Source organism: Sphingobium sp. PNB, assembly GCF_019873065.1.
Classification (GTDB): Bacteria; Pseudomonadota; Alphaproteobacteria; order Sphingomonadales; family Sphingomonadaceae; genus Sphingobium; species Sphingobium fuliginis.
On record NZ_JAINEZ010000016.1, the window covers coordinates 19380 to 44774 of the forward strand.

At 66.4% G+C, this 25395-nt stretch carries 25 protein-coding genes; 17 read left to right on the top strand and 8 right to left on the bottom strand.

Going from position 1 to position 25395, the window contains the following annotated elements; all coding sequences use genetic code 11:
• Nucleotides 1-26 precede the first annotated feature (26 nt).
• Genes yidC through K7W03_RS07960 form a run of 3 tightly spaced genes read left to right on the top strand, consistent with a single transcriptional unit; the run spans nucleotide 27 to nucleotide 2821 of the window.
• Nucleotides 27-1730, top strand: coding sequence for a membrane protein insertase YidC (gene yidC / locus K7W03_RS07950; RefSeq protein ID WP_222885959.1), 1704 nt, complete (start codon nucleotides 27-29; stop codon nucleotides 1728-1730).
• 10 nt (nucleotides 1731-1740) lie between these two features.
• Nucleotides 1741-2388, top strand: coding sequence for a ribosome biogenesis GTP-binding protein YihA/YsxC (yihA, locus tag K7W03_RS07955; protein WP_222885960.1), 648 nt, complete (start codon nucleotides 1741-1743; stop codon nucleotides 2386-2388).
• Nucleotides 2389-2398: 10 nt separating this feature from the next.
• Nucleotides 2399-2821, top strand: coding sequence for a GFA family protein (locus K7W03_RS07960; RefSeq protein WP_222885961.1), 423 nt, complete (start codon nucleotides 2399-2401; stop codon nucleotides 2819-2821).
• Nucleotides 2822-2856: 35 nt separating this feature from the next.
• Here K7W03_RS07960 and K7W03_RS07965 read toward each other — a convergent pair whose 3' ends face one another.
• Nucleotides 2857-3411, bottom strand: coding sequence for a 2'-5' RNA ligase family protein (locus tag K7W03_RS07965; protein WP_222885962.1), 555 nt, complete (start codon nucleotides 3409-3411; stop codon nucleotides 2857-2859).
• 128 nt (nucleotides 3412-3539) lie between these two features.
• Here K7W03_RS07965 and K7W03_RS07970 point away from each other — a divergent pair, with 128 nt between their 5' ends.
• From K7W03_RS07970 to K7W03_RS07985, 4 genes are read left to right on the top strand one after another with little or no spacing between them, the layout of a single operon-like run.
• Nucleotides 3540-3974 (top strand): pyridoxamine 5'-phosphate oxidase family protein, encoded by a 435-nt coding sequence (locus K7W03_RS07970; RefSeq protein ID WP_373278268.1) that lies wholly within the window; start codon nucleotides 3540-3542, stop codon nucleotides 3972-3974.
• Between the two features lie 47 nt (nucleotides 3975-4021).
• Nucleotides 4022-4429, top strand: coding sequence for a DoxX family protein (locus tag K7W03_RS07975; RefSeq protein WP_103000577.1), 408 nt, complete (start codon nucleotides 4022-4024; stop codon nucleotides 4427-4429).
• A gap of 52 nt (nucleotides 4430-4481) precedes the next feature.
• The gene (locus K7W03_RS07980) at nucleotides 4482-6530 is read left to right on the top strand and encodes a carbon starvation CstA family protein (protein WP_222885963.1); all 2049 of its coding nucleotides are present in this window, start codon (nucleotides 4482-4484) and stop codon (nucleotides 6528-6530) included.
• Entirely contained in the window at nucleotides 6527-6712 is a 186-nt protein-coding gene (locus K7W03_RS07985) for a YbdD/YjiX family protein (RefSeq protein WP_048577049.1), read from the top strand. Before K7W03_RS07980 ends, K7W03_RS07985 begins: the two co-directional genes overlap by 4 nt.
• Before the next feature lie 203 nt (nucleotides 6713-6915).
• Here the strand turns inward: K7W03_RS07985 and K7W03_RS07990 are convergent, their stop codons facing one another.
• Together K7W03_RS07990 and K7W03_RS07995 are read right to left on the bottom strand one after the other, a co-directional pair.
• The gene (locus tag K7W03_RS07990; protein WP_222885964.1) at nucleotides 6916-7833 is read right to left on the bottom strand and encodes an XdhC family protein; all 918 of its coding nucleotides are present in this window, start codon (nucleotides 7831-7833) and stop codon (nucleotides 6916-6918) included.
• A gap of 111 nt (nucleotides 7834-7944) precedes the next feature.
• Nucleotides 7945-8616, bottom strand: a complete 672-nt coding sequence (locus tag K7W03_RS07995; protein ID WP_044661513.1) for a helix-turn-helix transcriptional regulator — start codon at nucleotides 8614-8616, stop codon at nucleotides 7945-7947.
• A 295-nt stretch (nucleotides 8617-8911) separates the two neighbouring features.
• Between K7W03_RS07995 and K7W03_RS08000 the strand changes: the two genes are divergently transcribed.
• Nucleotides 8912-9280: a hypothetical protein gene (locus K7W03_RS08000; RefSeq protein WP_222885965.1), complete on the top strand. Its 369-nt coding sequence runs from the start codon at nucleotides 8912-8914 to the stop codon at nucleotides 9278-9280.
• A 46-nt stretch (nucleotides 9281-9326) separates the two neighbouring features.
• Here the strand turns inward: K7W03_RS08000 and K7W03_RS08005 are convergent, their stop codons facing one another.
• Both K7W03_RS08005 and K7W03_RS08010 read right to left on the bottom strand, forming a co-directional pair.
• On the bottom strand, nucleotides 9327-10184 hold the full coding sequence (locus tag K7W03_RS08005; protein ID WP_048577051.1) for a hypothetical protein: 858 nt from the start codon (nucleotides 10182-10184) through the stop codon (nucleotides 9327-9329).
• 5 nt (nucleotides 10185-10189) lie between these two features.
• Complete coding sequence (locus K7W03_RS08010) at nucleotides 10190-11416, bottom strand: TIGR04063 family PEP-CTERM/XrtA system glycosyltransferase (RefSeq protein ID WP_222885966.1); 1227 nt, start codon at nucleotides 11414-11416, stop codon at nucleotides 10190-10192.
• Between the two features lie 180 nt (nucleotides 11417-11596).
• Here K7W03_RS08010 and K7W03_RS28055 point away from each other — a divergent pair, with 180 nt between their 5' ends.
• The 6 genes from K7W03_RS28055 (at nucleotide 11597) to K7W03_RS08035 (ending at nucleotide 16564) form a co-directional block, all read left to right on the top strand.
• Nucleotides 11597-11725, top strand: coding sequence for a hypothetical protein (locus K7W03_RS28055; RefSeq protein WP_255308758.1), 129 nt, complete (start codon nucleotides 11597-11599; stop codon nucleotides 11723-11725).
• On the top strand, nucleotides 11718-13079 hold the full coding sequence (locus K7W03_RS08015) for a putative O-glycosylation ligase, exosortase A system-associated (protein WP_222885967.1): 1362 nt from the start codon (nucleotides 11718-11720) through the stop codon (nucleotides 13077-13079). Before K7W03_RS28055 ends, K7W03_RS08015 begins: the two co-directional genes overlap by 8 nt.
• Nucleotides 13076-13771 carry a hypothetical protein gene (locus K7W03_RS08020; protein ID WP_222885968.1) on the top strand — a complete coding sequence of 232 codons (696 nt, stop codon included), beginning with the start codon at nucleotides 13076-13078 and terminating at the stop codon, nucleotides 13769-13771. Before K7W03_RS08015 ends, K7W03_RS08020 begins: the two co-directional genes overlap by 4 nt.
• A gap of 89 nt (nucleotides 13772-13860) precedes the next feature.
• Nucleotides 13861-14868 carry a DNA topoisomerase IB gene (locus K7W03_RS08025; RefSeq protein WP_222885969.1) on the top strand — a complete coding sequence of 336 codons (1008 nt, stop codon included), beginning with the start codon at nucleotides 13861-13863 and terminating at the stop codon, nucleotides 14866-14868.
• A 27-nt stretch (nucleotides 14869-14895) separates the two neighbouring features.
• Nucleotides 14896-16074, top strand: coding sequence for a mechanosensitive ion channel family protein (locus K7W03_RS08030; protein WP_044661506.1), 1179 nt, complete (start codon nucleotides 14896-14898; stop codon nucleotides 16072-16074).
• A 103-nt stretch (nucleotides 16075-16177) separates the two neighbouring features.
• Nucleotides 16178-16564, top strand: coding sequence for a hypothetical protein (locus K7W03_RS08035; protein WP_222885970.1), 387 nt, complete (start codon nucleotides 16178-16180; stop codon nucleotides 16562-16564).
• A 39-nt stretch (nucleotides 16565-16603) separates the two neighbouring features.
• Here K7W03_RS08035 and dgcA read toward each other — a convergent pair whose 3' ends face one another.
• Entirely contained in the window at nucleotides 16604-17578 is a 975-nt protein-coding gene (gene dgcA, locus K7W03_RS08040; RefSeq protein ID WP_222885971.1) for an N-acetyl-D-Glu racemase DgcA, read from the bottom strand.
• Between the two features lie 95 nt (nucleotides 17579-17673).
• Here dgcA and K7W03_RS08045 point away from each other — a divergent pair, with 95 nt between their 5' ends.
• A complete protein-coding gene (locus tag K7W03_RS08045; protein WP_222885972.1) occupies nucleotides 17674-18960 on the top strand; it encodes a class I SAM-dependent methyltransferase in 1287 nt (428 codons plus the stop codon).
• 67 nt (nucleotides 18961-19027) lie between these two features.
• Complete coding sequence (locus tag K7W03_RS08050; RefSeq protein ID WP_222885973.1) at nucleotides 19028-20815, top strand: ABC transporter transmembrane domain-containing protein; 1788 nt, start codon at nucleotides 19028-19030, stop codon at nucleotides 20813-20815.
• A gap of 48 nt (nucleotides 20816-20863) precedes the next feature.
• Here the strand turns inward: K7W03_RS08050 and K7W03_RS08055 are convergent, their stop codons facing one another.
• Nucleotides 20864-21190, bottom strand: a complete 327-nt coding sequence (locus tag K7W03_RS08055) for a hypothetical protein (RefSeq protein ID WP_222885974.1) — start codon at nucleotides 21188-21190, stop codon at nucleotides 20864-20866.
• 2 nt (nucleotides 21191-21192) lie between these two features.
• Entirely contained in the window at nucleotides 21193-22146 is a 954-nt protein-coding gene (gene pip, locus K7W03_RS08060; protein ID WP_222885975.1) for a prolyl aminopeptidase, read from the bottom strand.
• A gap of 229 nt (nucleotides 22147-22375) precedes the next feature.
• On the opposite strand from pip, the gene K7W03_RS08065 reads away from it, so the two are divergent.
• On the top strand, nucleotides 22376-25063 hold the full coding sequence (locus K7W03_RS08065; protein ID WP_222885976.1) for a TonB-dependent receptor: 2688 nt from the start codon (nucleotides 22376-22378) through the stop codon (nucleotides 25061-25063).
• Nucleotides 25064-25395 lie beyond the last annotated feature (332 nt).

Genomic DNA, 25395 nt, shown 5'->3' on the forward strand with positions numbered 1-25395 from the left:
TTCGAGATACGGCGGAGCCGACAAGCGTGGACGACAAGAAGAATATCATCCTGGCGGTGCTGCTGACCGCGGCGATCCTGTTCGGCTGGCCCTATGTCGCCAAATATTTCTTCCCCGCCGCCAATCCGCCGGCCACGAAGATCGAGGGCGGCAAGACCACGCCGCTCACCCCGTCCGGCGCCGCCCCCGCGGCGGAAGGGTCCGCTGCGGTCCGCGACCTGGCGCTGGCGCTGAAGGACAGCCCGCGCGTGCCAATCCGCACGCCCAAGATCACCGGATCGATCAACCTGAAGGGCGCGCGCATCGACGACATCGTGCTGCCGACCTACAAGGAAACGATCGCCAAGGCGTCGCCGGCCATTCGCCTCTACAGCCCTAGCGGCACCCGGCACGCCTATTTCGCCGGCTTCGGCTGGCAGGGCGAAGGGGTGAAGACCCCGGACGGCAGCACGCTGTGGACGGCGTCGGCCAAGGAACTGACCCCGTCCAGCCCGGTCACGCTGACCTGGAACAATGGCGCGGGCCAGACCTTCGAGATCCGCTATTCCATCGACGAAAATTACATGATCACCGCGCAGCAGAAGGTGTCGAACAGCGGCGCCGGCGCGGTGGGCGTCAAGAGCTACGGCTATGTCAGCCGGGCGACTCCCTCGGCCGATCCCGACACCTGGACGATCCATGTCGGCCCGATGGGGGTGTTCAACGGCGCGGCCAATTATGACGTGAACTACAAGGATCTGGAGAAGGGTCCGGCGACGCAGAGCTTCCAGTCGACCGGCGGCTGGATCGGCTTCACCGACAAATATTGGCTCTCCGCCCTGATTCCCGACCAGAAGGCCGCCTTCACCGGCCAGATGCGTAAAGGTGCCAGCACGCAGTTCCAGACCGACGTGTCGCTGGCCCCCATCATGGTCGCGCCGGGCAAGGCAGTGACGCAGACCAACCGGCTGTTCGTCGGCGCCAAGGAGGTGAAGACGCTGGAAGCCTATCAGGACGCCGGCGTCCCGCTGTTCGACCGGGCGATCGACTGGGGCTGGTTCTACTGGTTCGAAAAGCCGATCTTCGCCCTGCTCCACTGGCTGTTCGAGCATATCGGCAATTTCGGCGTGGCGATCATCTGCCTGACCTTCGTGGTGCGCGGCCTGATGTTCCCCGTCGCCCAGCGCCAGTTCGCCAGCATGGCGGCGATGCGCGCGGTGCAGCCCAAGATGAAGGCGCTGCAGGAGAAATATAAGGACGACAAGCCCAAGCTCCAGCAGGAGATGATGGAGCTCTACAAGCGCGAGAAGGTAAACCCGCTCGCGGGCTGCCTGCCGATCTTCATCCAGATCCCGATCTTCTTCGCGCTCTACAAGGTGTTGCAGCTCACCATCGAAATGCGCCACCAGCCCTTCGTGCTGTGGATCAAGGATCTGAGCGCGCCCGATCCGCTGCACATCGTCAACCTGTTCGGCCTGTTGCCCTTCACCCCGCCCGCCTTCCTGGGGATCGGCGTGCTGGCGCTGTTGCTGGGCATCAGCATGTACTTCCAGTTCAAGCTGAACCCGGCGCAGATGGACCCGATGCAGCAGCAGGTGTTCGCGATCATGCCGTGGATGATGATGTTCATCATGGCGCCCTTCGCGGCGGGCCTGCTGGTCTACTGGATCACCAACAACTGCCTGTCGATGTTGCAGCAATGGTGGCTCTACAAGCGCCACCCGCAACTAAGCGCAGCGACCGCGAAATAAGGCCGGGGCGTTGACCGAACAGGAACAGGCTGAATTGATCGAGGAAGCGCGCAAGGTCTTTGCCGGCCCCATCGCCTTCCTCAAATCCGCGCCCGACCTCAAATTCCTGCCCGACATGGCGGTGAACGAGGTGGCATTTGCGGGCCGGTCCAATGTCGGCAAATCATCGTTGCTGAATGCGCTGACGAACCGCAACGGCCTTGCCCGCACGTCCAATACGCCGGGGCGGACGCAGGAGCTGAATTTCTTCGATGTGGGCGATCCATTGCGCTTCCGGCTGGTCGACATGCCGGGCTATGGCTATGCCCGCGCGCCCAAGGACATGGTGCGCAAATGGCGGTTCCTGGTGAACGACTATCTGCGCGGGCGGGCGAAGCTGAAGCGCACGCTGGTGCTGATCGACAGCCGCCACGGCATCAAGGATGTCGATACCGACATCCTCGACATGCTGGACGCTGCGGCGGTCAGCTATCGCATCGTCCTGACCAAGGCGGACAAGGTGAAGGCCAGCCATCTTGCGGAAGTCCACGAGGCCGTGGTCGAGGCGATCCGCAAACGGCCCGCCGCGCATCCGGACATCATCGCGACGTCGAGCGAAAAGGGCATGGGACTTCCCGAATTGCGCGCCGCCGTGCTGGAAAGCGTGACCCAAGGGTGAGGCCCGGCCGATGGTGAGGATCACCTGCCTCTGCGGTCGGATCGGCCTGACGATCGAGAAACGCCCGGCGTTCATCAATGCATGCAACTGCACGCTGTGCAGCAAAACGGGCGCCCACTGGGCCTATCTCCACCCCCGCGAGGTGCGTGTCGAGGGCGCCACGCAAAGCTATTGCCGGGAGGACAAGGACGATCCGGCAGCGGAGGTCCAGTTTTGCGGTCGATGCGGATCGACCACCCATTTCACCCTATCCGCCAGCGCGGTATCCCGGTTCGGAAACGGCATGATGGGCGTCAACATGCGCCTGGCCGACGAACGCGATCTGGCGGGAATCGAACTGCGCTATCCTGACGGGCGGTCCTGGTCGGGCACGGGCGACTTCGGCTATGTGCGGGCGCCCCGGATCATCGGCCAGGACGCAAGTTCCGGCTGATCCCCGGCAGGCTTTCCTCGCGGGAGCCGAAGCGGCTAGAAAAGGCTGTACTGCCCACTTCCTTTCAGAGTCCAGGTGGCCAGGGTCTCATGATGCGTGCGCCCGACATGGCTGCATATCAGCATGAACCGGTCGACATGCCAGCCAAAGCCATCGACGCGACGCTGTTCCGGCGGGCCGTCGCGATAGAACAGCGTCTGGTGCGGGCTGAAGCTCCAGCCGGGACGCAGCATCACCCCCGCGCCTTTCATGCCCGCCGCGATCTGCTTCTGAAGCGTGCCGAGCAACGGCACGCTATGGGACGGACGCAGGGCGGCGGACCGGTTGCCGATGCTGAGCCGGTCCAGCCGCAGGTCGAACGGTTCCGCCATCACGCCTGTCCCGGCGCGCATCAGCGCCTTGATCACCGCATAGGGATATTCGACATAATCGCAGGTGATCGCCAGCGTCACATGCTGGTGATCCACGGCGATGCGCCGGGCGCCGCCGGCGATGGCCTCCGCGAAATGATCCGTCTGGCGGCCGATCAGCAATGTGGGCTTCAGGGCGAAGAACAGGCGGAAGAGAGTCTTGCCGGGCTGGTTTTCCATGACATTGCGCTCCATGCGAATCGGTCGATCATGTTCATGATATGTTCTTTTCCTGCCCAAGGCGAATCCGGTGGAGCCGCCCCTGATTTCATGCGTTTGCGCGATAGGGGACAAGGAGAGTGACGATGATGCAATTGACGCTCGACAGTCTGGCGGAGAAGATGAAGGACATCGATTTCGCGATGCTGTCGACCCATGCCGACGGCGGCCAGATCGGCGCAAGGCCGATGAGCAACAACCAGGATGTCGCCTATGGCGGCGACAGCTTTTATTTCACCACGGAAGACACGCTGATGGTGAAGGACATCGAACGCGATCCGCGCGTCGGCCTGTCCTTTCAGGGGCGTACCGGGTTGCTGAAGCAGAACCCGCTGTTCATCGCCGTGGAGGGCCGCGCCGACCTGATCCGCGATCGCGATGCGTTCCGCGCGCATTGGAACAGCCAGTTGCAGGACTGGTTCGAGGAAGGGCCGGACACGCCCGGCCTTGTCATGATAAAGGTCCATGCGCAGCGCGCCCATGTCTGGGACGGCGAGAATGAGGCTGAACTGGAGCTTGGATGATTCGCGACGGCGCGAGGCCGCACGGCAGAGGGAGACGGGTCGCGCAAATGGTCCTGGCCTTGGCTTTTGGCCTGGCCGGAACCCTGCACCTGACCCGGCCCGGCGGCTTCGTCGCGATCACGCCTGACTGGGTTCCCGCACCCCATATGACGATCGCGCTGACCGGCGTGGCCGAGATCGCCGGCGCCATCGGCCTGATGCTGACGCCGCTGCGCAGGGCGGCAGGCATGGCTCTCGCGCTCTACGCCCTGTGCGTGTGGCCGGCCAATTTCCATCATGCCCTGAACGACATTCCGCTGGGCGGCGTGCATCTGAGCTGGTGGTATCACGGGCCGCGCCTGGCTGCGCAGCCGGTGATCATATGGTGGGCGCTCTGGGCAGGCGGAGCAACGGACTGGCCGTTCAAACGGCAGCGGGCGCGCAGTCCGGTTTCCGGACAAGATGATTGTCTTTGAAGATTGCGGCTCTACTGTGCGCACTTTCCAACGAACAAGCGATCAGAGAGCGATGACCCGGCATATTCCCTGGATAATGATAGCGATTATGGGCGCGGTGGCGCTGTCGGTGGTGGCTGTATCCCGCGGCGAGGCGGTCAATGCGCTGTGGATCGTGGTGGCGGCGGTCAGCAGCTTCCTCGTCGCCTATCGCTATTATGGGCTCTACATCGCGCGGAACGTGATGCGGCTGGACCCGTCGCGGCCCACGCCCGCGATCCGGCGGGCCGATGGCCTCGACTATGTGGCGACCGACCGGACGGTGCTGTTCGGGCATCATTTCGCCGCCATTGCGGGCGCGGGCCCGCTGGTGGGACCGGTGCTGGCGGCGCAGATGGGCTATCTGCCCGGAACGCTCTGGATCATTGCGGGCGTGGTGCTGGCGGGCGCGGTGCAGGACTTCATGGTCCTCTTCATCTCCATGCGCCGCGACGGCAAGTCGCTGGGCGAGCTGATCCGCATGGAAATGGGGCAGGTTGCCGGGACCATCGCACTGTTCGGCGCCTTCATGATCATGGTCATCATCCTCGCCGTGCTGGCGCTGATCGTGGTGAAGGCGCTGGCGGAAAGCCCCTGGGGCATGTTCACCGTGGCGGCGACGGTGCCGCTGGCGATGGCCATGGGCGCCTATACGCGCTGGATCAGGCCGGGGCGCATCGGTGAAGTGTCGCTGCTGGGACTGGTCGGGCTGCTCGCCGCCATCGTCTATGGGCAGAACATCGCCGCTTCGCCGGTCTGGGGGCCGGCCTTCACCTTCACGCCGGTGCAGCTTTGCTGGATCTTGATCGGCTATGGCGCGGTAGCGTCGGTATTGCCGGTGTGGCTGTTGCTGGCGCCGCGCGATTATCTGTCGACCTTCCTCAAGATCGGGGCGATCGCAGCGCTGGCGATCGGCATCGTCATCATGGCGCCGCCGCTCAAAATGCATGCCGTGACCCAATTCGTGAACGGCAACGGGCCGGTCTGGTCGGGCGGATTGTTCCCCTTCCTGTTCATCACCATCGCCTGCGGGGCGGTTTCGGGCTTCCATGCCCTGATCGCCAGCGGCACCACGCCCAAGCTGATCGCGAGCGAAGCCCATGCGCCGATGATCGGCTATGGCGCGATGCTGATGGAGGCGTTCGTGGCGATCATGGCGCTGGTGGGCGCGTCGATCCTCGATCCGGGCATCTATTTCACGATGAACAGCCCTGCGGCGGTGATCGGCAACGACGCGGCCAGCGCGGCGGCGGCGGTGACGGCCATGGGCTTCCCCATCTCGCCCGATCTGATCCTGCAGACCGCGAAGGATGTGGGCGAGCACAGCATCATCTCCCGCGCGGGCGGGGCGCCGACGCTGGCGGTGGCGATGGCGGAGATATTCTCCCATATCATGGGCGGGCCGGCGATGAAGGCCTTCTGGTATCATTTCGCCATCCTGTTCGAGGCATTGTTCATCCTGACCGCCGTGGATGCGGGGACCCGCGCCGGACGCTTCATGTTGCAGGATCTGATCGCGCTGGCGGTGCCCGCCTTCAAGGACAGCAAGAGCATGGCTCCCGGGGTCGTCGCAACGGCGCTGACCGTCGCGGCCTGGGGCTTCTTCCTCTATCAGGGCGTGACCGATCCGCTGGGCGGGGTGAACACGCTCTGGCCGGTTTTCGGCATTTCCAACCAGATGCTGGCGGCCATCGCACTGATGCTGGGAACGGCGGTGCTGTTCCGGATGAAGCGGGACCGCTTCGCCTGGGTGACGCTGATCCCGACCGCCTGGCTGCTGATCTGCACCCTGTCGGCGGGCTTCCTCAAGCTGTTTTCCGCCGATGCGAAGGTCGGTTTCCTGGCGCATGCCGCCCGATTCAGCGCCGCGGCGGGCGAGGGAGAGGTGCTGGCCCCCGCCAAGTCGATGGCGGAGATGCGGCAGATCATCTTCAACGACCGGATCGACGCGGCGCTGGTCGCGGTCTTCCTGTTCGTGGTGTTGGCGGTGCTGCTGTTCACCATCCGCACCTGCCTCGCCGCGCGGAAGGTGGCGGCGCCGACCGCACGGGAAATTCCGGCGCAACTGGTGCCGGCGGAATGAGCATCTTCCTCCACCGGCTGCGGCAGATGGCGCATATGATGGTCGGGGTGCCGGATTATGAGGCCTATCTGCGCCATATGCGGGCGCATCATCCCGAGCGTGCGCCGATGGACCGGACAGCCTTCTTCCGGGAGCGGCAGGAGGCGCGTTATGGGGGCAGGAATGGGGGGAAGTGCTGCTAGGGCTGGCCGCCCTCCCCTTCGTCGATGGGGAGGCTTGGCTTAGAGCCAATCGACATTCAGCCCTGACGGCCTGCAAATGACGCTTTTCCGTGCTTCCGGTGCTCACATACCTTGAGTAGACTGCGCTCCGGGTCACGGAAAACCACCATTTTACCTTCGGTGGTCTTCGGCTCGGCTCGTCATCATCTGAATGTCGATTGGCTCTAGCGCTTGGCGTTGAAGCCCGCGACCATGCCGGCTGCGATGGAGAGGGCGATTTCCGCCGCGCCTATCGCCCCTATGTCGAGGCCGGCGGGGCCGTCTATGCGCGCCAGTTCTTCCGCCGAAAAGCCGAGAGCAGCCAGCCGTTCCAACCGCGCCGCATGGCTTTTGCGCGATCCCAGCGCGGCGATGTAGCCCGTCGGCCCACGCAGCGCCGCCGCCAAGGCGGGATCATCGATCTTGATGTCGTGGCTGAGCGTCACGACCGCGGTGGATTCGCCGGGAAAACGGGCCGCAACCGCTTCGTCCGGCCAGCGGTCGTCCAGTTCGACGCCAGGGAAGCGCTCCTCCGTCAGGAAACGGCCGCGGGGATCGATGACGACAGGAGTGACGCCGATTGCCTGCGCCAGTGCGCTGAGCGACTGGGCGATCTGTACAGCACCGACGATCAGCAGCCTGCGGGGCGGATCGTAGCGGTTGTGGAACTGCCCCTCCCCCGTCCCTTCCCGCGTGAGGCCGGTCGCAAGATCCGTCGACAGGGTGAGCGCCCTGCCCTTCTCGCTTTCCGCCGCGATCCGCTCGAACAATGCGGGGTCGAAGCCTTCCGGACTGACCGGCTGGACCAGCACGCTGATTTCCCCGCCGCAGGGCAGGCCCACCGCCCAGGCGTCGCCATCGGCCACGCCATAGGTTTCCAGATTAGCCGGCCGTCCCCCGATCACCTCCGCCGCGCGCTGGAGCACGTCGGTCTCGACGCATCCGCCGGATATGCTGCCTTCGAACCGGCCGTCCTCATGCACGATCATATGGCTGCCGCGGGGCCGGGGCGCGGAGCCCCATGTCGACACCACCGTCGCCAGCGCCAGCCGCGCCCCACGCCATTCGGTGGCCTTGCGGATGACCGCACCATTGTCGTTCAAAAGCCTGCCTCCCAGAGCGATTTCCAGCAATCGAACCGATCGCTGGTCAAGAAATCGCGGACAATAAAGAGATTATAGCGGCGATCTGATTCAATCACATCGAAACCCGCCCTAAACCAGCCGTCTTCCTGTCCATACCACCCGACCCACGATCACGACCAGCGCCGGATCGATGTCGATCCAGTCGGGATAATGGGGATTGTCGCTGAGCACGGAGAAAAAACCCCTGCGCGGCCCCATGGCCACGCGCTTCACCATGAGCACCCCGTCGAGCCGCAGCACATAGACGCCGTCGCGCAGCCGCCCCGCATCGTCGTCATGATTGACCATGATCTCATCGCCATCGCTGAGCGTGGGAGCCATGGATTCGCCATCGACGCGGATGATCGATATTTTCTGCGGCCGAACGCCCAGATGACGAAGCCAGTTGGCGTCGAAGGCCATCAGGCCGGCCGCCCGCTCATCCTCGTCCAGCGAACCCGGCCCAGCCGAAGCGCCCAGCGAAAGCCGCGGCACGCTGACCACCGAAGGCAGCGACCGCACCCTGACCGGCGGGGTTCCGCGCGGGACCGACCCGCCCAGCATTTCCTCCGCCACGCCGAAATAGCGGGCCAATATGCGCCGGTCCTCCTCATCCAGCTTCCGCGGCGTGCCCCTTTTAATGAACTGCTGGATATAGGCGGGATTGCGGTTCAGCAGGCGCGAAAGATCGGAATAGCTGTCGCCCCGCTCGGCAATCAGCCGCTCCAGCACCATGCGCGGATCTTCTCCAATACCGACCATATCTCATCCATTACTGATAGGAATTTTCCTAGACAAGTAGGAAATTAGGCAACATGAAAATCACCTGAGGGATTCGCGCAGGCGGATCGAATCGACAGAGGAGAAGCGGGACTATGCTGTTGCGAGAGGTCGAAAAATTTCTGCGGGAAAACGGCATTCCCGCGACCCGGTTCGGCCGCGAGAGCGTGCGCGATCCCCGGCTGGTCTTCGACCTGCGCAGGGGCCGCGAACCCGGCATGAGAATGAAGAGGCGAGTATAACATTTCATGAACACATATCGCAGGAGCATGGGCGAATGACAAGCATCCACGTGAACGCTCCCATCCGGAATCTGCTCCAAAATGAAGGTGCGGCGAAAGCGCGCGACCCCCTGCCCCGTCTGCTGGCGCAACTGATCGCGCGGGCGGGTGGAACCGTCATGGTGGAACGCGCCGTCAGCCGTCCCTGGGCGAGCGCGCTGTTCCAGGGGCGGCACCATGTCGTCGCGCTGACCCTCGCCGGGCCCGATGCGGCCGAGCGGCGCGCAGCCTTTGTCCAGGGAATCGAGGAAGCGGAATGGAGCCTGTCCGGCCATTTCGTCGCGGACATCAGCATCGACTGCCGCCGTCCGGTGCCGGGCGGCGAATGGGTCGAATTGTCGGCGCTCACCATAGAGGACTGGTGAAAGCCATCAAGGGAGAGCGCCCTTCAGCGCGCTCTCGCCTGCCGGTTCAGCGGGCGCGGCCGGCCATGGTCCGCAAAGTCCCCAGAGCGGCGCGCAGGGCCTCATCGACGCCCTGCTCCACCTTATCGCGCACGGGCACGGCGGCTTCGACCGGCATGTCGGCCAGAACGGAGGCGGGCCGGCCCATGCGCTTGCGCTGGGCAAGACCCTGTTCCAGCCTTTGGGTCAGCTCCGCCAATGAAAGATGCGCGATGGGCGCAGGCGCGGGAGCGGTCTCGGGCTGCGCCGGCTGCGCGATCTCCTGAGGGTCGGCATCGACGGTCTCCGGCGAAAACGCCCGCTGCAGGCGTGCGAAGGCCGTTTCCTCCGTCATCTTGTCCGGCATGCCGGGAATGGAAAGGCTGCCCGGCGCGGTGATGGGCGCCTCGACAGCGGCCTCCGCCTCCCCATCTTCGCGTCCGGGCGCGGTGCGGGCGAAAATATCGAGGCCGCCAAAGTCGCGGCTGGCGAAGATCGGCGGACGCGCGGGGGCGTCGGGATGGGCGTCGGCACGGCGCAGCGCCGGACCCGACCTGCTCCGGTCACGCGACAGCCAGTTCAGCTTCGACAATGCAAAACCCATTTCACTCACTCCTGCGGCGCCGTTCCCGCGCCCTTGCTTGTCATGCGTCAGCAGAGCGACGCGCTTTTCCCTTTGTCCCGCCCAGATCAGGCCCAGGACCATCGCCGCGCCGAAACCCGCCAGCAGCAGACGGGCCTTCAGTCCCAGCGGCGGCGCGGCGGCCGGGATGGCTTCGCTAAGGCCACTCGACGCCACGACCGTTTCGACCAGCCCTGTGGGCAGCGAGAAGAGGAGCAGCCCGGCCCCGAGCGCGCCCGAAAGCGCCTTCAGCAGCCCAGGCATTCTTCTCACGCCGCCGCCCGCGCCCCTTCAGGGCGCGCCAGCAATTGCCGATAGACGGGTTCGTAGCGAAGAATGTTTGACGACCAGTTACGCTCCCGCTCCACAAAGGCGCGCGCCGCCGCGCGCCGCTCTTCCCAGAAGCCGCGATCCGCGAACATCCCCGCCACCGCGGCGGCAAGGGCGGGCGGATCGTCAGGCGCGAACAGCGTGCCGGTGACGCCATGTTCGATCAGTTCGCGATGGCCGCCGACGCTGGACGCGGCGACCAGCCGACCCTGCGCCATCGCCTCCAGCGGCTTCAACGGCGTCACCAGATCGGTGAGGCGCATCGACTTGCGCGGATAGGCGAGGATGTCGACCTGCGCATAATAATCCTCGACCTGATCGTGCGGCACGCGACCGACGAAGACGACATGGTCGGCAAAGGGCGAGGCCATGGCCCGGTCGCGCAAGGCCTGCTCGCACGGGCCGCCGCCGACCAGCAGCAGCTTCGCCTTCGGGCGGGCGCGCACGAGTTTCGGCAGGGCGGCGATCAGGTCGTCCAGCCCCTCATAATCGTAGAAGCTGCCGATGAAGCCGACGACGTCGGCGCCCTCCAGCCCCAGTTTCGCGGTCAGCGCGGGGTCGCGGGGAACTGGTGTGCCGAACTGGTCCATGTCGACGCCGTTGGGCGAGACGATGATCTTGGCCGCGTCGATGCCCCGCGCCACCAGATCGCCGCGCAGGCCTTCGCAGATCACGGCAACCGCATCGGCGGCGCGGACGGCATGGGTTTCCAGTTGCCGTGTCAGCCAGTAGCGCGGACTGCCCTCCGTCCCGGTGCCGTTGCCGACCGCCGCATCCTCCCAGAAAGCGCGGATTTCGTAGATCATGGGGATAGCGTGACGCTTCGCCACCTTCTGCGCCGCGATCGCGTTCAGCACCGGCGAATGGGCGTGGATGATGTCGGGCCGCCACTGGCGCACCAGCATATCGATGGCGTCGGCATGGGCGGAAATGTCGCGCCATTCGCGCAGCAGCGGATGGCCGCCGGTCGATTCGCCGGGCGTGCGGTGGAAATGCAGGCCGTCGACCACCTCCTCCAGCGGCCCCGGCGCGGCATGGCGATGACCGGTGATGCCGCGCACCTCCCAGCCCTTCGCCAATTGCGCCCGCAGGATCGCGCGGGTGCGGAAAGTGTATCCGCTGTGCATCGGCAGGCTGTGGTCCAGCACATGGAGAATCCGTGTCATGGCGACGAGTCTTGCCGAAAAAGGTTTAACGGGCCGTCAACTCTGTTGGGTTAGGGGTGGGAGGGTTCGGGCTTCAGTACAACATGCTCCTGCGAAGGCAGGAGCCTAAGTCCTGCCGTCCGGACTGGGCTTCTGCCTTCGCAGGAGCACGTTGGAAGTGACGGATAGCTCAAGCACGCGATGATCGACGCCCTTTCCCTTCTCATCAGCCATGGCGTCATTCTGCTGGCGGCTTGGCGCCTGCTGTCGCGGCCCGACCTGGATCGCGATCCCCCCTCCGGCCTGGAGGCGGAGAGCGGCGATGCGTGACCTGTTCTTCGTCGCCTTCCTTGGCGCCTTCTTCCTTACAGGCTTGCGACGACCGTTCCTGCTGATCGCCGTCTATGCCTATATCGACATCGTATCGCCCCAGCGCCTCTCCTATTTCCTGCTGAACAGCGTCCCCATCTCCTTCATCGCCTTCGTGGCAGCGGTGGGATCGTGGATATTGGTCGACGACAAGAAGGATTGCCGACTGTCTGCGCGGCAGGCGATCCTACTGCTGCTGCTCGCCTGGTGCGGCTATACCACGGCGACGGCAGACTTCCCGATCAACGCCGCGACCAAATGGGCCTGGGTATGGAAGGCGATGCTGTTCGCCATCTTCCTGCCCGTCACCCTGCGCACCCGCCTGCGGATCGAGGCGCTGGCCCTGTTCATGGTGCTCTGCGCCAGCACGATCATCATCAATGGGGGCATGAAGACGGCGCTGTCGGGGGGCGGCTATGGCGTGCTGAACCTGATGGTCGACAACAATAGCGGCCTTTATGAAGGCAGCATCATTTCGACCGTCGCCATTTCGCTGATCCCGCTGATCCTCTGGCTGTCGCAACATGGCACCGTCTTTCCGCCCGACTGGCGGGTCAGGCTGTTCGCCTATGCGCTCTGTTTCGCCTGCCTTCTGATGCCCATCGGCACGGAGGCGCGCACGGGCCTTGTCTGCATCGCCGTGCTGGCGGGGCTGATGCTGATGCGGTCGAAGCGGCGGTTCATCTACGGCCCGCTGATGGCGCTGGCGGCGCTGGCGGCGATTCCCTTCCTGCCGGCCAGCTTCACCCAGCGCATGTCGACCATCGAGAATCACAGCCAGGACGAAAGCGCCTCCACCCGGCTGGCCGTGTGGAAATGGACGCTGGACTATGTGGGCGAGCATCCGGGCGGCGGCGGCTTCGACAATTATCTGCAGAACAAGTTCAGTTATGTGATGCAGGAACGGGTTATCGACGCCGCCGGATCGCGCATGGAAAAGCGCATCGTCACCGACCATGGCCGCGCCTATCACAGCGCCTATTTCGAGATGCTGGGCGAGCAGGGCTATTTCGGCTTCTTCCTCTGGGCGCTGCTGCACCTCATCTGCTTCATCCGGACGGAGGCGATCCGGCGCATGTACCGGAACCGGGAAGGCGATGAAGCCTGGGTGTCGCCCTTCGCGCTCGCCCTGCAACAGGGCCATGTCATCTATATGGTGGGATCGCTGTTCGTGGGCATCGCCTATCAGCCCTTCATCTTCATGATGCTGTCGTTGCAGATCGGCCTCGACACCTATTTGACCCGGAAGCGCAAGTTGGCCGCGCGCCAGCCGTTATTTCCCGCAACACCCGTCGCGCAAGGGAGCGCCGCATGAAGGGCGAGTTGAAGATATTGGGCGCGGCCCACGGCCTGCTGCTGGGGCTGGTGCTCGCCGCGCCGCTGGTCGCGCCGGCGCTGCTGCCATGGGGCGCCGAAGCGCTGTTCATCATCGCCGCCTTCCAGTTACGGCTGGCCGACCGGCGCTGGGAAACCCGCGCGGGGTTGCAGGGGTGGATCAGCCACATCCGCATGGCGCCGTTGCGACTGGTGCCCTGGGCCGGGACGGCGGTCGTGGCGCTGATCGCGGGACCGGAGCAGGCCCGGCTCGCCACCGCAATCCTCATCGCCGTCGCCATGGGCGAATTGCTGATCTATCCGGTCATCGCCCATCTGCTCGGCCGCATGCCGCGCCTGGGTCTGGCGGGCGCGATCCTGCTGCTGCTGATCGGCTGCGGCCTGGCGGAACCGGCACAGGCGGCGCGTTTCGCCATGGCCTTCGCGCTGGGCGTCGGCGGATGCGTCTTCTGGCTGCGCGGGCCCGATGGCGAGCCGGGCGCGACCTTGCTGGCGCTGGGCGGATCGGCCGCCGCGACGGCAATCGCCCTGCTGCTGCCGGTGGCGCAGTCCGTGGCGATTCCCGCCGCGATCCTTTGCCTGACGCTGACGCTCGCCCATCTGTCGGTGATGCGCCGTCACCCGCTCCATTGGCGGTTGCCCAGCGGCATGCGGTTCATGCGGATTCATTGAGGGTTGCGCTTCGGTCATTGGCCACTTCCAGCCATTCCCCTATCGCGCATTGCGGAACGAAGCGAGGAACGGCGGGTTGAGGAAAAACCATGCCGCCCGATTCCCTCGTCCATGCCAATGACAGCCTGCCGGGCATCACGCGCCGGGCGATGAAAAGAGGATGGGCCTATTTCGACGCCAGCGGCGCGCGCATCACCGACCGGGAAGAGATCGACCGGCTGAACGCCATCGCCATGCCGCCCGCCTATCGCGACTGCTGGTTCTGCCCCACGCCCCACGGCCATATCCAGGCGACCGGCTATGACGACCGGGGCCGCAAGCAATATCGCTATCACCTCGATTTCCGCGCCGCGCGGGAGGCGGAGAAATATGCCGGCTGCCCCGCCTTCGGCCGCGCCCTGCCCAGGCTGCGCGCCCGGATCGAAGCCGACCTGTCCAGGCGCGGCCTGCGCAAGGAAAAGACGCTGGCAGCCGTCGTGCGCCTGCTCGACCTGGCCAAGGTGCGCGTCGGCAACGAGCAATATGCCGCCGCGAACAAGAGCTTCGGCGCGACCACGCTGCGCCGCCGCCATGTCGACCTGCGCGGACAGGCGCTGCGCCTGCGTTACCGGGCCAAGTCGGGGCGGGAGCATGAGCTGACCGTCACCGACCGCCGCCTCGTCCGCTTCGTTCGCGCCGTACAGGATTTGCCGGGACAGCATCTGTTCCAATATCTGGATGAGGAAGGCGTCGCCCGGCCCATCACCTCGGGCGACGTCAACGCCTATATAGCCGAAGCCATGGGCGGCGATTTCACCGCCAAGCATTTCCGCACCTGGGGCGCTTCCGTCATTGCCTTCGAAACGCTGGCGGCGGGCAGCGTGTCGCTCAAGCAGATGATCGAGCCGGTCGCCGCCGCGCTGGGCAACACCCCGGCGATCAGCCGCAAAAGCTATATCCACCCCGCGCTGATCGAGCTTTGCCGCAACGGACAGGATGCATGGCGACAGGGGCTTCGCCTGCCGCGCGCAACCCGCTATCTTTCCCGTTACGAACGCGGACTGATCGCTTTTCTGGAGGAGGCCGGCGGCTCGACCGCCCTTCCCCTGGCGGCCTGATCCGCATCCAGAACCGCAAGGATATTCATGGCCGCCAAGAAAGACACCGCAACCCTGCCGCAGATCGATGTCCGCCCGCCCAATCTGGCTGAGATGTGGCAGTCGACGGTCCACTGGTTCTCGCTCCACTATCTGCAGATCCTGATCGCCATCGGCGCGGCTGTGGCCATCTACAGCCTTTTGACGGCGCTGCGCAGCGTGGGCGGACGGTTGAAGGGGCATCCCGGCGACACTCTGGGCCTTGCCAACGTCGCCGGCCGCGCCTTTGCCCGCACCACCCATTTCTTCATGGCGATGGTCGCCGCACGGCTGGTGGTGAGCTATGCCCGGCCGCCGGAGATGGTGCTGAAGACCGTCGTCTTCCTCTTCACCATCGCCGCCGTCTTCCAATGCGCCATCTGGGCGCGGGAAATCATATTGGGTCTGGTGGAACGGCGCACCTCGGCGGACGAGAGCCAGAGCCTGGCCAACGCCATGGGCCTGATCCGCGTACTCGTGACCTTCGCCCTGTTCGCCATCGCGCTGATCGTCGTGCTGGACAATCTGGGGGTGAATGTCACCGGCCTCGTCGCGGGCCTGGGCATCGGCGGCATCGCCATCGGCCTTGCGGCGCAGGGCATCTTCTCCGACCTGTTCGCCGCCTTGTCGATCATCTTCGACAAACCCTTCCGGCAGGGCGAGGTCATCACCTATGACCAGACCACCGCCCGGGTGGAGCGCATCGGCCTTAAGAGCACGCATCTGCGCGCGATGAGCGGCGAGAAGAAGGTGATCTCCAACGCCAACCTCCTCCAGAAGGAGATCACCAGCCTGCAGACACTGGCGCAGCGGCGCGTGACCTTCGCCATCGGCATCATCTACCAGACGCCGGAGGACAAGGCCGACGCCATTCCCGCCATGCTGAAGGAGATCGTGGAGGCGGAGGGGCATATCTTCGTCAATGCGGGGCTGGTCAGCTTCGGCGCCAGTTCGCTCGACTATCAGCTCAATTTCGACGTGCCCGACCCCGACACCCATGACTATTTCCTGTCGCGGCACCGCGTGGGCCTGGCCATCTGGAAGCGCTTCAATGCGGAGGGGATCGAATTCGCCTATCCAACGCAGACAAGCTTTACCGCCGCGCCCGACGGCCGGGCGATCATGCCCTATCCTGAGGTGCAGCCCGTGGTACGCGTGGACCAGCCGGGGGGCAGCGCCCCCGCCTGACTCGCCTGACCGCATATCGGACTCGCCTTGCCTGCTCCCGCTTGCCCTGTGCGGCGGCGGGAGTCAGGCCGGGCCGACCATGAACGGACATTTCGGAACAGCCATGAAACCCTGTTATTTGCTGGCCGCCGCTGCGCTCGCCTTCACCCCTGCCGCCCATGCCGAAGGGATCGGGGCCGAGGTAAATTACGGACGCGCGGACGGGCATTGGGGCACGGAAATCGGCGCCGGCTATGCGATGGATATTGCCGGCTTCAGCCTGACGCCGGGCGGCGGCGTCTATCTGCGCGATGGGGATACGAAGCTCTATGGGCGCGTCGAGGCGACCTACACCCTCCCCGCTTCCGCCACCATCGGCGCGGGCGTGCGCTTCAGCGGCGACGACACGCGGCCCTATGCGACGCTCGCCATGCCGCTGATCCCCAAGCTGCGCGCCAAGGCCAATGTGGGGCCGAAATATTATGCGGTGGGATTGACGCTGGGTTATTGAGGGTCGCCCCTCTCCTCCTTCGTCATGCTGGGAGATAACTTAATCCAAGCCCCATAGCCCGCCAGGCCGCAGCAGCCCGTCGCGCAGTTCCAGCCCTCTTTCCCGGTCCTTCGCCAGCAGCAGCGCGCCGTCCAGATCGATCCAGTCCGCCCCCTGCGCCACCAGCGCGGCCGGAGCCATGCCCAGCGACGTGCCCAGCATGCAGCCGACCATCACGCGGAATCCCCGCGCCCGCGCCTCTCGCGACAGGGCCAGCGCCTCGGTCAGCCCACCCGCCTTGTCGAGCTTGATGTTCACTGCGTCGAAATCCGCCAGCCGGTCGAGATCGGCCCGCGTATGACAGCTCTCGTCCGCGCAGAGCGGCAACGGCGACCTGATCCCCGCCAGCCGCTCTTCCCTGCCGTGGAAGACCGGCTGCTCGACCATTTCCACGCCTAGTTCCGCCAGGGCCCGCGCCTCCGCCACAATGTCCAGATCATGCCAGCTTTCATTGGCGTCGACGATCAGCCGCACGTCCGGCGCACCGGCCCGCACCGCCGCGATCCGCGCCCGGTCGCCATCCCCGGTCAGCTTGCATTTGAGCAGGCCGAAGCCGCGCCCCGCCGCGGCCCGCGCATCCGCCTCCATCTTCTCCGGATCGCCCAGGCTGATGGTGAAGGCGGTGGGCAGGGGCTTGGGCTCCTCCAGCCCCGCCAGCTTCCAAACCGGCACCCCGGCGCGCTTCGCCTCCAGGTCCCAGAGCGCGCAGTCCAGCGCGTTGCGGGCGGCCCCGCGCGGCATGGCGCTCAGCAGCGCTTCCCGCTCCAGCGGCCCGGCATAGGCGTCGATCGCCGCCGCGCAGCCTTCCGCCGTCTCGCCCTCATAATAGATCGCCGTGCCCTCGCCCCGGCCGACATGCACGCCATCGCCCACGGTGCAGATGACGACGTCCACCGACGTCTTCGCGCCCCGGCTGATGATGAAGGCCCCGGCGACCGGCCAACGTTCAACAGTCGCAGATATGATGCGTGTCATCGGCGTTCCCTGTGCTGGCGATATACGGGTCCAAGCGAACCGGCTATCCCGCCGCATAACCAGTCTCGACCCGCAGATAAAGGATAGGCGCACCCGTGACCTCCAGAGAATTGACCGGTTTCCTGTCCCTCAGCGAAGCCGATGCCGTGGCGGCCCGGCGCCGCCTGTCCGACATGATCTGGCGCGTCGGCTTCGGCGCGATCACCTGGCCCTGGCTGCTGGCCAGCCTGTCGGGCGGGCGCAAGGCGGACAAGCGCGCGCTGCTGGACGAGCTTGGCCTGCCCCATGACGCCCTGCCGCATCTGGGGAGCTGGAAGGCCGACGTCGGTTTCCTCCGCCATATCGTGCGGGAAATCGCCCGGCTGCGGCCCGCCCATGTGGTGGAACTGGGGGCAGGCGCATCGACGCTGATCGCCGCGCGTGCGCTGGCGCTGCATGGCGGGGGGCGGCTGACCAGCTTCGACCAGCATGACGGCTTCGTGCAGGCGACCCGCAACTGGCTGGCCGACCATGGGCTGACGGCCGATCTGCGCCACGCGCCGCTGGTTGCGGAAAGCGAGGACTGGCCGGGCCGCTGGTACGACATCGACAGCCTGCCCGACAGCATCGACCTGCTGATCATCGACGGTCCGCCCTGGGCGGTGCACCCGTTGGTGCGCGGCGCGGCGGACAGCCTGTTCGCGCGCCTGTCCCCGGGCGCGGTCGTACTGCTGGACGACGCGGCCCGTCCCGGCGAGCGGCTCGTCGCCCGGCGCTGGCGCAAGCGCTGGCCGCATATCGACTTCCGCCTGAAGCATGACGGGACCAAGGGCACGCTGGTGGGCCGCCGCCGCGACACATCGGTCCCCGTCGCCAATGACAATGATCATGGCCGGGCATGGCGTCATCTCGGCCGGGCGGCGGGCATCGCCGCGCTGGTCGCCACCGGCTGGATCGCGCGGGGCGAGCTGGGCGAATTTCCGCAGGCGGCGCAGGCCACCACCTTCCTGGACGAAGCCGCCGCATCGCACCGCACCGGGCTGCTGCGCCAGAGCATGGCGTCCCAGGTGGAGAGCGCCACGCTCAACCCCGGCGAGATACAGCGTTCGACCGGCATCGTCCTGCCGCCGCTACCGGCCCAGTGGCGCATAAATGACGTGCAGCTTTACCCGACGCCGGACAGTCCGGCGGTGGCGGTGTCGATCACCACGCCGGAGGGGGAGCAGCTTTCCTTCTTCGCGGACCGGGCCGAAACGCCGGCGGAGGCGCGCCCGTTGCTCGCCCGACGTGCCGACGACGTCATCGCCTATTGGGAGGCGGGGGACATGGCCTATGCCCTGACCGGCCGTGCCGGACCGCAGCGCATCATGGCGCTGGCGGCGGAGATCGCGCCCGCCGGTTAGCGCCCGGTCGGATTTCGGAACCGGGAAATGTTCCCTTTCACGCAAAATCCCTTTAGAGCGCGGCGCCATGGAGGATGTGGACCAACCATCGCCGCGCGACAAGGCGCGCCCCCCACTCGGCAGCCTGGCGATGATCTGGCGCTTCGCCAGCCGCTATCCGGGCCGCATCGCCGGGGCGCTCGCCGCGCTGCTGATCTCGTCCGCCGCGACGCTGGCGATTCCCAGCGGGTTCCGGCTGGTCATCGACCGCGGCTTCATGGGCGGCGGCGACATCAGCCGCTGGTTCGAATATCTGTTCCTGATCGTGGTGGTCCTGGCATTGGCGACGGCCGCCCGCTTCTATTTCGTGTCCTGGCTGGGAGAGCGCGTCGTCGCTGACATCCGGTCGGCCACCCAGGCCAATCTGCTGCGGCAGGAACCCCGCTTCTTCGAGGAAAACCGCCCCTCCGAAATCGCGTCGCGCATGACCGCCGACACGGCCATCATCGACCAGGTGGTGGGATCGACCGTGTCGATCGCGCTGCGCAATGTGGTGACAGGCACCGGCGGCCTCATCTATCTTTTCGCGCTGGCGCCCAAGCTTGCCGGGCTGCTGCTGCTGGGCATTCCGGTCATATTGGTGGCGATCATCGGCCTTGGCCGCCGCGTGCGCGCCCTGTCGCGGGCAAGCCAGGACCGGCTGGCCGATGTCGGCAGCGTCACGTCGGAAACGCTGGGCGCGATGAAGATCGTGCAGGCCTTCGGTCAGGAAGGACGGGAAGCGGCGCGATTCGACAGCACGGTCGAGGCGGGTTTCGCCACGGCGCGCCGCCGGATCGCCCTGCGCGCGGCGATGACCGCCATCGTCATCGCACTGGTCTTCGGGTCGATCACGGCGGTCATGTGGCAGGGCGCGCTGGATGTCGCCGCCGGACGCCTGTCGGGCGGCAGCATCGCCGCCTTCGTGCTGACCGGCGGGCTTGTCGCAGGCGCGTTCGGCGCGTTGTCGGAGACCTGGGGCGACCTGCTGCGCGGAGCGGGCGCCGCCGGACGGCTGCATGAACTGATGAGCGCCGTGCCGCAGATAACCCCGCCGCCCCGCCCCGTCCCGGTGCCGCGAACCGAGCATGGCGCGCATCTCCAGTTCGAGGACGTGCATTTCCGCTATCCCACACGGCCCGACCAGGCGGCCCTGCATGGCATTTCCGTCGACATCGCGCCGGGCGAAACGGTCGCCATCGTCGGCCCTTCCGGCGCGGGGAAGTCCACCCTGATCCAGCTGGCGCTGCGCTTCTACGATCCGGATTCGGGCGTGATCCGCCTGAACGACGTGCCCCTGCCCCAGGCCGATCCGACCGAGGTGCGCGGTATGATGGCCATGGTGCCGCAGGAAAGCATCATCTTCGCCGCCTCCGCGCGCGACAATCTTCGCTACGGGCGATGGGACGCCAGCGACGAGCAGATCTGGGCCGCAGCCCGCGCCGCCAATGCGGAGGGTTTCCTGCGCGCCCTGCCGCAGGGCCTGGACAGCTTTCTGGGCGAAGGCGGCGCGCGCCTTTCGGGCGGCCAGCGCCAGCGCCTGTCCATCGCCCGCGCCCTTCTGCGCGATGCGCCGATCCTGCTGCTGGACGAAGCGACCTCCGCCCTCGACGCCGAATCGGAACGGCTGGTGCAGGATGCCCTCGGCCGGCTGATGCAGGGCCGCACCACCATCGTCATCGCCCACCGGCTGGCCACGGTCAGGGCCGCCGACCGCATCCTCGTGCTGGACGAAGGGCGGCTGGTCGAACAGGGCGACCATGCCACGCTGATGCGGCAGAAGGGCCTCTATGCGCGGCTGGCCAACCTCCAGTTTCAGGATGTCGCCGCAGGCTGACGGCATGAGCCGCCATGCCTCGCACGGGGACATGCGCCAAGCCGACGGTCAGTGGGTGCGGCTGGTGACGTTGGCGGTGCCGTCGGCCTGAATTTCGATCAGATGCGCCGTGCCGTCATTGCACGCGGCCTTCCAGCCCTTGACGCCGGGCCGCACCTCGGTCCGCTCCGACCGGATGACGGTCGGGCAAGCCGCGCCCGACGCCCGCACCGCGCGTTCCAGCACGCCGTTGCGCTGGGCCTCGTCAAGCTTCGCGACGGCGGCCGCGGCGCCGGTTTCGGGCGTATCCCGGCGGTCGACCGCGGTGATCCGGTCGCTGCTCTCGCCACAGCCCATCAGGGAAAGGACCCCCGCCAGCACCATCCATATGCGCATGCTTATCCTTTCGCTTGGGCGGCAAACCCGTCCGTCGCCCGGATGAGCGCGTCCAATATGCCGGGTTCGTTGAACGCATGGCCCGCCCCTTCGATCATCTCGAAGCGCGCCTCGGGCCAGGCCCTGTGCAGCGCCCAGGCGGTTTCGGCGGGGCAGGCCATGTCATAGCGGCCCTGTACGATGACGCCGGGGATGCCCGCCAGTTTCCCGGCGTCGCGGATGAGCTGCCCCTCCTCCAGCCAGCCGCCATGGACGAAATAATGATTTTCGATCCGCGCGAAGGCGAGCGCGAAATCATCGGCCTCATGCGTGGCGGACAGCGCTTCGTCGGGCAGCAGGCGGATGGTCTCGCCCTCCCAGACGCTCCAGGCCTTCGCCGCGGCGATCTGCCGCGCGCGATCGTCGCCGGTCAGGATGCGCCGATAGGCGTGAAGCAGGTCGTCACGCTCCGCTTCCGGGATGGGCGCGACGAAACGTTCCCATTTGTCCGGATAGATGCGGCTGGCGCCCTGCTGATAATACCAGTCGATCTCCTGCTTGCGGATGGTGAAGATGCCGCGCAGCACCAGTTCGGTCACGCGGTCGGCATGGCTCTGGGCATAGGCCAGCGCCAGCGTGGACCCCCAGCTTCCGCCGAAGACCATCCATCGGTCGACGCCCATCATCTGCCGCAGGCGTTCGATGTCCGCGACCAGGTGCCAGCTCGTGTTCGCCTCCAGCTCCGCATGGGGCGTCGAGCGACCGCAGCCGCGCTGGTCGAAGAGGAGGACGTCGTAGCGTTCCGGATCGAACAGGCGGCGGTGGTCGGGCGATATGCCGCCGCCCGGCCCGCCATGCAGGAAGACGGCCGGCTTGGCGCCCGGCGTCCCGGCCCGCTCCCAATAGACGCGGTGGCCATCCCCCATGTCGAGATGTCCGGAAGCGAAGGGTTCGATGGCGGGATAGAGCGTGCGCATGCGCAAAGGTGTAGAAAGTCTGGCGGGCAATGCAATCGGCAGACGCGCGATCCCCTTCCGGCATGGCAGGTCGCAGTCCCGCCGCCAGGGTCTTTTGCGATGCGGCCCGACCCGGGCGGCACGATGCCGGATTACATTTTGCGACAAATCTTTATGGGCATTGCCAGAGTCTTGCGACAACTTCCCCCTAGAGGGAGGGCATTCAGGGTTTGATCCTAAGGGGTAAACAGTGCGCCGTTCCTTTGCCTGTCTTCTGTTTCCGTTGATGATGAGTGCGGCGCCGGGGGCGCTGATGGCGCAGACCGAGGAGCCGAGGGGCCCGGCCGGGCAGATGGACGATGCCGATGAGATCGTCGTCACCGGCCAGCCCGAACGCGGCGCGGTGGTCGGCAATGTCAAGCCGGAGCAGCAGCTTTCCCCCGCCGATGTCCGCGCCCTGGGCGTCACGTCCATATCCGAAATGATCTCCGAACTGTCGCCTCAGACCAATGGGACGCCGGTGATCCTGCTGAACGGCAAGCGGATCTCCAGCTTTTCGGAAATTCAGGACATCCCGTCCGAAGCGGTGGCGCGGGTCGACATCCTTCCCGAACAGGTGGCGCTCAGCTATGGCTATGCGCCGACGCAGAAGGTGGTGAACATCGTGCTGCGCCAGCGTTTCCGCGCCGAAACGGTGGACCTGCGCGCGGGCACGACGACGCAGGGCGGGCGGGAGAATGGCTCGGCGGAAGGCGGGCTGCTGCGCATCCGGGGCGATAATCGCTTCACCCTCAACCTGCAGTACAAGACCGCCGCATCCCTGCTGGAGAGCGAGCGCGGCGTGGTGCCGACCGTGCAGGGTGAGCAGGCCAACCGGCAATCGGGCATCGACGTCTTTCTGGTGGGCGGGAATGGCATGACCGGCGGCGAGCTGGCTCATCATCGCACGCTCAGCCCGGCGACGGAGAGCTTCGCCGCCAATGCGACGCTGGCCCGCGCCCTGGGCAAGGTGTCCATGACCGTCAACGGGCGGCTGGAACTGTCCGACAATGACAGCCTGCAAGGGTTCCAGGCAGCCGCGTTCGACCTGCCCGCCGGCAACCCCTTCTCGCCCTTCGCCGCGCCGACGAGCTTCTATCGCTATCTGCGCCAGGCGGGCGAGTTGGGACAGCAGATCAAGGGCACGACCGGCCATGTCGGCGTGACGCTGAACGGCCTGCTGGGCGGCGGCTGGCAATGGTCGTTCACCGGCAATGGCGATTATTCGAACACCCGGACTTCGACCGACCGGGGGTTTGCGACCGGAGCGATCCAGAGCGCGATCGATGCAGGCGCGGACCCGTTCGGCGGCTTTTCGTCCGACCTGCTGTCGACGCGGGTGATCGACCGGGCGGAGGCGGAATCGAAGGCGGTGCAGGGCGACCTGCTGCTGTCGGGTCCGCTGTTCGACCTGCCGGCCGGGGCGGTGACGACCGCGGTGCGCGTGGGCGGATCGGCCAATGGCTTCGATAGCTCGTCGATCCGTTCAGGCGAGGAGCGCGACAACAGCTACAGCCGGGAAATCGGCAGCGGGCAGATCAGCGTCGACCTGCCGATCACCAGCCGGTCGAAGGGCGTGCTGGGCGCGGTGGGCGACATCGGCGTCAATGTAAACGCGGCGGCGCAGCATTATTCCGACTTCGGCACGCTTTCGACCCTGGGGTACGGCATGCGCTGGCGGCCGGTGCCCGCCGTGCAGTTGCTGATGTCGGCCAACCAGGATCGCGCCGCGCCCACGGGCACGCAGATCACCGATCCGCTGGTGTCCACGCCCAATGTGTCGGTGTTCGACTATGCGACCGGACAGACCGTCTTCGTGACGCAACTGAGCGGAGGCAATGCCGCCCTCAAGGAGAGCGTGCGCGACCAGTTCCGCCTCAGCGCCAATATCAAGCCGTTCGACAAACCCAACCTTACGCTGACGGCGACCTACACCAACAGCCGGACGAGCAACCCGATCTCGGCCTTCCCGACGCCGAGCCCCGCCATTGAGGACGCCTTCCCCCAGCGCTTCCTGCGGGACGAAGACGGCAATCTGGTGCAGGTCGATGCGCGGCCGATCAATTATCTGCGATCGCGGAGCGAGCAGCTCCGCTGGGGCTTCGACCTTTCCATTCCGCTGAAATCGCACATCCAGAAGGTGGTGGAAGCCTGGCGTGCCGCCGGCGCCAGGCCTGAGGAGCGGCCCAAGGAGCTGCAGGACCTGCGCAGCCTGTTCGGCAATCGCGGGCCGGGCGGCGGCCAGGGCGGACAGCCCCCTCAAGGACAGGATGGCGGCGAGCGGCCACGCGGCGAAGGCAGTCGGGGCGGACCGGACGGAGGCTTTGGCGGAGGTCCGCGCGGTCCCGGCAGCGGCTTTGGCGGGCCGGGAGGTTTCGGCGGCGGCCGTGGCGGCGGGGGCGGCGGCCGGCTCAGCTTCAGCCTCTATCACAGCTGGCATTTCACGGAGAGCATCCTGATCGCGCCCGGCGTGCCGGAACTGGACCTGCTGAACGGCGACGCCACGGGATCGTCGGGCGGCCAGCCACGGCATGAGCTGAATGCGCGGATGGGCTATACCAATAACGGCCTCGGCGCGCGGTTGAGCGTGGATTGGGAAAGCGGCACCCATGTCGACGGCGCCCTGAACGGCACGGCGGGCGGCGCGTCGCGGCTGGACTTCGGCAGCCTGGCGACGGTCGACCTGCGCCTGTTCGCCAATCTGGGGCAGATGCCTTCGCTGGTGAAGAACCATCCGTTCCTGCGCGGGGCGCGCATATCGATCGGCATCGACAATCTCTTCAACCAGCGGCGCAGCGTGACCGATGCGAACGGGACCACGCCGGTCCGGTACCAGCCGGGTTATCTGGACCCGCTGGGGCGCGCGGTGACGATCAGCTTCCGCAAGCTGTTCTTCTGACGGATTGATGGCGATGCGCGATGGATCGGAATGACGCTTCGGCAGGCACAGAACAGGCGGTCCAAGCACCGTTCATGACGATCAGGATATGGACCCACCCGGCTGCGTCGGAGCGCCGCCAATACACTCAAAGCCGCCATGGACGGGAGGGTTGAGGCCGTGGACATGAAGGCTTGTCGCGTCATCATGCTCCAGTCCGATGCGACGCCGCGCCCATCACCGCCCGGCGTCGGCAAGGCTGCGGCCGCTGCTAAACAAGGCGAAGACCGCATGGACGGCAGCGAAGTTCACCGCGTCGGTCAAGGACGACGCGGATGGAGACGCGGATGGGA